Origin of the sequence: Salipiger bermudensis, assembly GCF_017309175.1 — a bacterium.
Classification (GTDB): domain Bacteria; phylum Pseudomonadota; class Alphaproteobacteria; order Rhodobacterales; family Rhodobacteraceae; genus Salipiger; species Salipiger bermudensis.
The window spans coordinates 556,894-565,653 of the sequence record NZ_JAEKJV010000001.1 but is presented as its reverse complement, the minus strand read 5'-3'; the positions used below and the strand labels follow the sequence as shown (position 1 = coordinate 565,653).

Here is an 8,760-nt window from a genome sequence, read left to right as displayed (position 1 = left end):
GTCGATCTCGCCAGCCTCGGCGCGGCGGACACCGCCGGCGTCGACGGATCGCCCTACGCGATCACCGCAAGCAACGCCTCGGGCTCGGGCCTGACGAACTACACCATCGCCTATGTCGATGGCGCGATGACGGTGGACCCGGCGGCGCTCACCATCACCGCCGACGACCAGGTCAAAACCTATGGCGAGGCCTTCACCTTCGCCGGAACCGAGGTCACCACCTCCGGGCTGCTGTTCAGCGACAGTGTCGACAGCGTCGACCTCGCCAGCCTCGGCGCGGCGGACACCGCCAGCGTCGACGGAGCGCCCTACGCCATCACCGCAAGCAACGCGTCTGGCTCCGGGCTGACGAACTACACCATCGCCTATGTCGACGGTGCCATGACGGTGGACCCGGCGGCGCTCACCATCACCGCGGACGACCAGGTCAAGACCTACGGCGAGGCCTTCACCTTCGCCGGGACCGAGTTCACCACCTCCGGGCTTCTCTTCGAGGACAGTGTCGACAGCGTCGATCTCGCCAGCCTCGGCGCGGCGGACACCGCCGGCGTCGACGGATCGCCCTACGCGATCACCGCAAGCAACGCCTCGGGCTCGGGCCTGACGAACTACACCATCGCCTATGTCGACGGCGCGATGACCGTCGATCCGGCGGCGCTCACCATCACCGCCGACGACCAGGTGAAGACCTATGGCGAGGCCTTCACCTTCGCCGGGACCGAGGTCACCACCTCCGGGCTGCTGTTCGAGGACAGCGTCGACAGCGTCGATCTCGCGAGCCTCGGCGCGGCGGACACCGCCACCGTCGACGGATCACCCTACGCCATCACCGCAAGCAACGCGTCCGGATCCGGCCTGACGAACTACACCATCGCCTATGTCGACGGCGCGATGACGGTGGACCCGGCGGCGCTCACCATCACCGCCGACGACCAGGTGAAGACCTATGGCGAGGCCTTCACCTTCGCCGGGACCGAGGTCACCACCTCCGGGCTGCTGTTCGAGGACAGCGTCGAGAGCGTCGATCTCGCCAGCCTCGGCGCGGCGGACACCGCCACCGTCGACGGATCACCCTACGCCATCACCGCAAGCAATGCCTCGGGCTCGGGCCTGACGAACTACACCATCGCCTATGTCGACGGGGCCATGACCGTCGATCCGGCAGCGCTCACCATCACCGCCGACGACCAGGTGAAGACCTATGGCGAGGCCTTCACCTTCGCCGGGACCGAGGTCACCACCTCCGGGCTGCTGTTCGAAGACCGCGTCGACAGCGCCAGCCTGTCGAGCGACGGCGCGGACGCGGAGGCCAGCGCCGAGGACGGGCCCTACCTGATCGCAATCTCCAGCCCGGAAGGCACCGGTCTGTCGAACTATGACATCACCCTTGTCGACGGCACGATGACGGTCGAGGCCGGGACCGAGGAAATCGTGCCGCTGCCGACCCTGCCGGTGGATTTCGATCAGCCGAACCCGACCGACACGATCCAGCTCGCGCTCTCGACCGAGCCCGACGGCACCACGCTCGCGGTGCCGGGCCCCTCGACCAGCGTGGATGACGCCCGACGCACGCTCGCGGCGGTCGAACCGATCGCCACGACCCTCGAGGTCGCCGCCGATGCCTGCGCCCAGAGCAGTGCCGACGTGAGCCGCTACCTCGCCTGCCTGTCGGACGCGCTGAACGACTTTGCCAACGAGCTCGACGAGATCGCCAGCGACCTGCCGCCGGGGATGCAGGACGTGGCGCGCATCGTGCAGGACGCGCGGCGCGGCATCGACGGCGCCCGCGCCCGTGCCGAGAGCCGACTGGCCGAGGCCACCACCGAAGCCGAGCGCGAGGCCATCCGCCGCGACGCGATCAACGAGTCGCGCGCCGAAATCGACACCGCGGCGAACGAGATCCGCAAGGCCATCGCCTTTGTCCGGGCCGACGATCCCGAGCTTGCCAGCGTGCAGACCGAAACGATCACCCGCATCTCGACCGCCGTCGAAAGCGTCGGCATCGAGTTGTCGCGGGCGGTGGGGCTCTGAGCCATGGCCCGCCCCAGACGACAGCTGGCAATGCTCTGCACGGCGCTCTTCCTCGCTGCCGCACCGGCCCTGGCCGACACCCGCGTCGCGCTGGTGGTCGGCAACTCCGAATACGAGGCGGTGGGCAGGCTCGAGAACCCTCAAAACGACGCGCTCGACATCTCGGTGGCCCTCGAGGGGCTGGGGTTCGAGGTGCATACCGGTCGCAACCTCACCAAGGCGGGCATGCGCCAGACCACCCGCGATTTCGCCGCCGCCGCAGCGCGCGCCGACGTAGTTCTGTTCTACTATGCCGGCCACGCCTTCCAGGTCGACGGGCGCAACTACCTCCTGCCCACCGACGCCGCGCTCAGCACCGTAGCGGACATTCCCGAGGAGACGGTGGCGATCAACGAGGTGCTGCGCGCGATGGAGGCCTCTCCGGGGATGAAGCTGATCTTCCTCGACGCTTGCCGTGACAATCCGTTCGGGCAGGTGCTCGAGGACGCGCCGGGGGTGGGAGACGGGCTGGCGCGGGTGGGGACGGACGCGAACTTCCTTTTCGCCTATGCCACCCAGCCCGACAACGTGGCCTATGACGGCACCGGACGGAACAGCTTCTTCACCGAGGCCATGCTGCACCACCTCTACACCCCCGGGCAGGACATCTCGGAGCTGATGATCTCGGTGCGGCGCGACGTCCTGGCGGCCACCGGCGGACGGCAGATCCCTTGGGAGAACTCGTCGCTCACCCGCAGCTTCATGTTCGACGAGAGCCCGGTGACGGTGTCCGAGGAGGCGCTGTTCTACCAGGTGGCCACCGGGGCCAAGGATCCCGACCTCCTGCGGCTCTATCTCGAAACCTACCCGCAGGGTGCCCATGCCGAAGAGGCGCTGGCCTTCCTCGATACCGGCCTCAGCACCCGCGCGCTGGGGCTGGCCGATGCGTCGGGCGAACAGGAAGAGAAGTTCTGGGCGCTGGCCCGGCGCAGCCGCCTGCGCCCTCTGCTCGAGGTGTATCTCGAGCGCTACCCCGAGGGCGCCCATCACGCCGAGGCGCAGCGGCTGATCGCACTTCTTCCGCCGCTCGAGAGCGCCTCCGACGGCGCCCTCTGCGAGCGCCTTGCCACCCACCCGCGCGACGCCACTGCGGGCAATCCCGGCGTGCCCTTCGCGCGCCTGCAACAGAACGCGGTGGCGGCGATCCGGGCCTGCTCGGCGGCGGCGATCCAGTCGCCGGAGCTCAGCCATTACGTGGCGCTGCTGGCCCGTGCCACCGCTGCCTCGGGCGACCTGTCGCGCGCCATCGACCTCTATCTCAGCGCCGCCGAGCGCGGCGACCTGCGTGCCATGGTCAGCCTCGCGCAGCTGAAGGAAAACGGCACCGGCATGGCGCAGGACATCCCCGGTGCGATGCGGCTCTACGAACGTGCCGCCGAGGGGGGCAGCCAGGACGCGATGATCAACCTCGCGATCACCCTCTTCGAGGGCAAGCTGCTGCCGCAGGACGCCGACCGCGCCATCGCACTCCTGAAGCGCGCCGCGGCCGAGGGCGCGCCCAAGGCGGCCTTCAACCTCGGGGTGCTGGCGCAGGACGGCGCGCTTGGCGATCCGGCCGAGGCGCTCGACTATTTCCGCCGCGCCGCCCGCGACGGCGAGGCGCAGGGCTATCTCGCCGCCGCCATCCTGCTCGACGAGGGGCGCGGCGTGGCGCGCGATCCGAATGCCGCCGCCGACGCCCTATTGCGCGGGGTGGCCGAGGATGACGGCACCGTGCTGACCCAGCTCACCCGCAACAGCGCGGACTGGACCCGCGAGACGCTTTCGGCGGTGCAAGCGCGGCTGGCGCAGGCGGGCTTCTACGCCAGCGCCATCGACGGGCTGCCGGGGCCGAACTTCACCGCCGCGCTCACCAAGTGGCGCAACGGCGGCTTCGATGCCGCCCTGCTGGCGAACTGAGCGCCGCGACGGAGGCCCCACGACACGTGAACCACAAGCGGAGGACCACCGACATGACGAAGACATTCAGGCTCACCGCAGCGCTGACAGCACTCGCGCTGCTCGCGGGATGCGTCGAGGACAGCGGCAGCGTGACGAGCGCGCCGATGGAGGCCTCGCCGGCGGGCCCGCCCTTCATCACCACCTTCGACGGCTCGGTCAGCAACGAAGCGATCAGCGCCTGCCGGGCCGAGCTCGAATCGATGACCGAGGGCGTCGTGACCGCCGTGGGCTCGGAGTTCTCCGAGGCTGCGACCGCCGTCTACCTGCGCGTCGGCGCCAACGGTGCGCCGTGGCGCTGTCTCGTCTCGAGTGACGGATCGAACCCCTCGGTGATGTTCATGGGCGACGAAGGCGCGCTCTGAGACCGGGGTGTTCTGCTGCCCCACCATTGTCCTTTTCCGGCCCGCTGGCCTAGACAGGCACAAAGGCAAGCGACCGGGAAGGGCCCAGCATGGAATATCTCGACCAGAGCCTGAAGGATCTGTTCGTCGATCTGCATTGCTCGGGCTTGTGGGTCGATGAAAAGGCGATCTCGGATTCGATCCTGCGGGCGCCGGCGGAGGAGATCTGCGCGGCCTACGACAGGGCGCGTTCGGAGGGTCATGTCGATCTGCAGGCCTTCTACGATCGCTGGTTCGTCCCGGCACAAGCGCCCGGCGACGCCTACCACACCAATCCCGATCATGACGCGCGGCAGCATCTCGAGGCGGTCTGGCCGCATCTCACCCGCCCCGCCGACGACACGGAAGAGCGGTCGACGCGGTTGCCCCTGCCCCATCCCTACGTGATCGCCGGCGGGCGCTTTCAAGAGGCCTATTACTGGGACAGCTACTTCACCCAGCTGGGGCTGCTGCGCAGCGGGCGGACCGCGCTGGTACGCGACATGCTCGACAATTTCGACCATGCCCTGAACGAGATCGGCTTCATCCCGAACGGCTTTCGTTCGTATTTCCTGACCCGCTCGCAGCCGCCGTTCTTTTCCTCGATGGTGGCCGATTTCGGCCGCGCCACCGGCGATCCGGCGGGCGCTTTCGCGCGCTACCTGCCAGCGATGGAGGCCGAGTACCGCTTCTTCATGGAGACGCCGCGCAACCACGAAGGTCTGGCGCGCTACTGGGATGCGGGCGATGGCCCGCGCATCGAGATGTATGCCACCGATCTCGACTGGGAAAATCATGCGCAGGCCCATCCTCGATTTTTCCGCGACCTGCGCGCCGCCTGCGAGAGCGGTTGGGATTTCTCCTCGCGCTGGCTGAAAGATCCGGCGGATCTCGGCACCATCCGCACCACGCGGATCTGGCCGGTGGATCTCAACTGCCTGATGTTGCGCATGGAAGAGCTGCTGGCCGAAGCCTCCGCGATGACGGCTCCGCACCGGTCCGCGGAATACGCCGCCGCGGCCGAGACCCGGCGCGCGGCTCTCTCGGAACGCTTCTTCGACCCGGCGCGCGGCTATTTCTTCGACCTCTCGATCGAGGATGGCGGGCGCATCCCGATCACCAGCGCGGCGGGGCTCTTCCCGCTCTGGGCCGGTGCCGCGACGCCCGATCAGGCCGCGCGCACCGCGGACTGGGCCGAGCGCCACCTGCTGCGCGCCGGCGGGCTCCTGACCACCGACATCGAGAGCGGCCAGCAATGGGACAGCCCCAACGGCTGGGCCCCGCTGCAATGGATCGCGGTGCAGGGCCTGCGCCGCTACGGCTTCGATGCGCTGGCCGAGACCCTGCGCACCCGCTGGCTTGCCACCTGTGACACGGTGTTCCGCGAGACCGGAAAATTCGTCGAGAAATACAACGTGCTCGACCCGCTCTCGCGCAGTGGCGGCGGCGAATACGAGCTGCAGGACGGCTTCGGCTGGACCAACGGCGTCTATCTCGACCTTGCGGCGCAGGACGGCTAAGCGCCTGTCCCCCTCCCAACGTCGCGCGTCGCCAGCGCCCCGTGCTGGACTTGGCGCCCGATCTGCGCCATGCAGGTCGGCAAAGACAGTTGGAGGTCAAGATGGCAGATGGCACCTTTGCAGTGCTGCTTCTGGTAGCAGGTCTGACGGATATGGGAACGAATTACTGCGGCACGCCAACCGGTTGCCTCGGGGCCGGCGAGCAGGAGTCGCGGCTTTCATTCTCGGCCGGCAACGTGATCGAGCGGCGCGCCGAAGAGGGCTTCGAGGTTTCGATGCGGTACGATTTCGCCCGCATGATCGGCCCGTTCGGCCAGGCCGTGGGCCTGTCCTGGGGCGAGGAGAGCGGCTCGTGGGTCGGCTATGGCTGGACCTGGGGCACCACCTTCGGAAAGAGCCCGTTCTACACCGAGCTGCACGCCATGCCCGGGCTCTACGCCGCGGCTGACGATTTCGACCTGGGCGGCCCGATCGAATTCCGCTCGGGCATCGAGTTGGGCTACGAGAACCGCAACGGCTGGCGCTACGCGGTGAGCTACGACCACCGCTCCAACGCCGGGATCTATGATGAGAACCCGGGCGTCGAGACGGTGAATTTCAAGGTCAGCATACCGCTGCGCTGACCCCGCCTCCCGATCCAAACCACCCGGACGGCCCCCTCCCCGCGAGGCGGGCCGTTTTCTTTTGCCGGTCGGGATCGACCGGGGGCAATGTCCAGCAGCTCTGCGGAGGCGGGAGCGTCAGATGCCTAAAAAGGAGGCGGGAGTGTCAGATCGCGGCCCCAAATCGCTTGGGAGGAGGAAAACGGCCGTTCGTGCCTCGCACAGCGAATGACCGAAAAGAGCCCTTGATGTCTTTCGTTTGCTTCTTTGAGCGCGGCGAATTCCGCGCGGATGCATAGCGCTGTCGCCAAAAGAAACCACGCCACGAGCACGCCTACCGACAGCAAGTAGATAGGTATCACCAATCCTGCGATGTTGATGGGGATCAATGAGCACCGGACAAAGCCCTTCAACGCGCTACCCTCGCAAGAGATCTCTGCAGAATAGACAAACGAAAACAATGAAACGACCACAAAGGCGAAGAGTTTCGCGGTTAGGGTCATCAGGCTCTTTACTTGGGGAACCGTTGAGAAGGTGGCCCAAATCGACGCAACCAGTGCGGGCGATACATGGACTGCAAACGCGGCAATTGTAAGCAGCACATCTTCCAATTGAATTCCATCTTCTCTGCGAATTGCAGCAAGCGATACTCGAACAAATTTGTTTATTGAGCAAGGTCAGCTTTGTCCGCTCAGCGAACCGTCGGGTGTCCGGCACCGAAGGTTTAGTTTGGGACGCGAATGCTTGGCATTGGTGCCGGGATTACGTGGCATGGCCTTCCGGCAGGATTCAGAAAAACCATAAGTTTGAGTCGCTTTCGAATGGCAGACCACAGCGAACAGTGCCGAACGCGGATGTTCTTCCAGAGGCGGCCCCCACGCCCGTGTGAAGCCTGTGCACCGGCTCTTATCGGGTCAGGACGGAAGAAAGTGCCGGGCGACCAAGGAGTTGGACATAGGCCACATCGCCCGGATTTTCGCCGGTCAGTGTGTCCGGAAGTTCCAGCTTCTGGACACCGGTCGGCCAGCCTGACCGCACTTTAGCCGGGCCCCTACCCGCCCGCACCGCTTGCAGCAATTCCGACTCAGCACCTCGGGCGGGATCTGCGACCCTCCGCCGGACAGCAGCTCCGACGCAAGAAATGCCTCCCCGCTCTCCTTTGGTTGCGGGCACGCACGAAGAGAGCACCCATGAAACGTGCCTGCCGAAGTGCGATCTTGCGCCCCGGGTCTTGCGGTCCTCAGCTGGGGCTGCGCAGGCGCTCCAGATGCCCGGCGCGTAGCGCCTCGGGGTGGATGACACCCAGTTGCGCGGGCACGCTGGCCAGCCCAAGGATGCTCGCAATCGCGAAACGATGCCGCCCCCCGCCCCCGCGAAGGGGCTCTCCGTCCCGGGCGATGTGGAAGTAGATGCCTTCGTGTTCCCGCCGGAAATATCCGGGAAGCTCGCGGCGCGTGCGCAGCCTGCCGGTCCGCTGGGCCTCTTCGAAGACCCGGTCGAAGGTTTCGTACCGTGCCATGATGTCCTCTGTCGACCGTAACCCCTCGGAGACGCCCTTCTTCGCAATGATGGCGAGATGGTAGTCCACGATCCCGGTGTCCGCCCAGCTCATGCCGTGCACGAAATGGTCCCGCACCACGCGCATGGCCCGGGTTTCGGGGAGCGGCTCGCGCGACAGATCCCAGTCGCCCCCGCGGACCAGGCCGCTGTGGCGGCGTTTGAAAACCGGCGCAGACGCGCTTTTGTCGGGCGCATAGACGTGCCGCACATCGCCGGGACGAACAAAGATGCACTCGTCGCTCAGAGGCGCGCCGGGTCCGAAGCGCAGCCGGGTCCAAAGATCCCTCAATGCCTTCTGCGGAACCCGCGCCTCAAAGGTACGTCGAAGGTTCCGGGGATGCAAAGTCGGGTGGTCGGGCAGGATCATTCCGGGGTCTCCAACGTGACGGCAGGCGATGTCTGGCTGAGTTAGCGCTGCGCAGGCAGATTTCCCTGCCCCATATCCAACAAGGGGAAGACCATACCACCGGATTTTCGGGTTTGTGGACAGATGCAGCCTTTATGCACGCAACGTTAACAAGAAGGCCCCGTACTCGTCGCAAGTTGCCTCTCCGCAAGCTGGCGCAGAGCACGGGAGTGACCACAGGCGCAGATCAGAGGATCTTAGGGTCGGCAGAGCATGGGGCTGGAAGGCGCGCCGTTTTCCTGTGCCGCTCGGGATGGGCCGCGAAACGACCTCACCTCGAG

General features: G+C 66.7%; 7 protein-coding genes. 5 read left to right on the top strand and 2 right to left on the bottom strand.

From position 1 onward, the window contains the following. From JF542_RS02810 to JF542_RS02790, 5 genes are all read left to right on the top strand, one after another. On the top strand, window positions 1–2,031 hold a 2,031-nt coding region (locus tag JF542_RS02810; RefSeq protein ID WP_277988570.1), incomplete at its 5' end, for an MBG domain-containing protein. A 3-nt stretch (window positions 2,032–2,034) separates the two neighbouring features. Further along, complete coding sequence (locus tag JF542_RS02805; RefSeq protein ID WP_242533548.1) at window positions 2,035–3,969, top strand: caspase family protein; 1,935 nt, start codon at window positions 2,035–2,037, stop codon at window positions 3,967–3,969. 53 nt (window positions 3,970–4,022) lie between these two features. Then, window positions 4,023–4,373 carry a hypothetical protein gene (locus tag JF542_RS02800; RefSeq protein WP_007791742.1) on the top strand — a complete coding sequence of 117 codons (351 nt, stop codon included), beginning with the start codon at window positions 4,023–4,025 and terminating at the stop codon, window positions 4,371–4,373. A gap of 89 nt (window positions 4,374–4,462) precedes the next feature. Further along, on the top strand, window positions 4,463–5,911 hold the full coding sequence (locus tag JF542_RS02795; protein WP_207074660.1) for a trehalase family glycosidase: 1,449 nt from the start codon (window positions 4,463–4,465) through the stop codon (window positions 5,909–5,911). 101 nt (window positions 5,912–6,012) lie between these two features. Continuing rightward, entirely contained in the window at window positions 6,013–6,534 is a 522-nt protein-coding gene (locus JF542_RS02790) for an acyloxyacyl hydrolase (RefSeq protein WP_040544961.1), read from the top strand. Window positions 6,535–6,659: 125 nt separating this feature from the next. Here the strand turns inward: JF542_RS02790 and JF542_RS02785 are convergent, their stop codons facing one another. Beyond that, entirely contained in the window at window positions 6,660–7,124 is a 465-nt protein-coding gene (locus JF542_RS02785; protein WP_207074659.1) for a hypothetical protein, read from the bottom strand. 629 nt (window positions 7,125–7,753) lie between these two features. After that, complete coding sequence (locus JF542_RS02780; RefSeq protein ID WP_224886375.1) at window positions 7,754–8,440, bottom strand: hypothetical protein; 687 nt, start codon at window positions 8,438–8,440, stop codon at window positions 7,754–7,756. Between the last annotated feature and the right edge of the window lie 320 nt (window positions 8,441–8,760).